Here is a 569-nt window from a genome sequence, read left to right on the forward strand (position 1 = left end):
GCTTCTTACAGCGAATCACGCCACCTTCTTCAAGCACCGATTTTAACTCAGCTTCGTCCATCATGGTGATGCCTTGCGGCGTGTTACCTGTTTTAACCCAATCAGTTAGCGTTGTTTCAATTGCTACTTCTGGAATCGCAGGAACAACAGGTAAGCTACCCATGGTTTTACGCAGTAGCGCTAATACGTCTTCTGCTTTTTTGTAGCTGCTTGCATCGACAAGGATGAAGCCTTCTTTTGGCATAATCAACACGTGAGTGTGGCTGCTGCGGCTAAAGGCACGAGGCAGCAAGTCCATCACGATGTCATCTTTTAAGTTGTCTTTCTCTTTCTTCTTCAGAGGGCGACCTTCTTGCGCTTCCATAGCGTCTACTTTTGCATTCAGAGACTCTTTAATCACAGAAGCAGGCAGCATTTTCTCCTCTTTTTTTGCACAGATCAGAATGCGGTTTTCTGACACGTGCGTCATCATGTCGCCATGTCGACCCATAGCACTAACCCAACCAAACTTTTGTTTATCTTGGCTACCACAAGGGGTGAATCGAAACTCAGCGAGTTGAGTTTCTAGT

The 569-nt window shown here is 46.0% G+C and carries 1 protein-coding gene; it reads right to left on the bottom strand.

The genetic code is table 11. The annotated features are described in order from the left end of the window. Nucleotides 1-569: recombination-associated protein RdgC (locus R7Q09_RS27305; protein ID WP_318144102.1), on the bottom strand; the 569-nt coding region annotated here is incomplete at both ends.

The sequence above is a fragment of the Vibrio sp. 2130-1 genome (genome assembly GCF_033339515.1).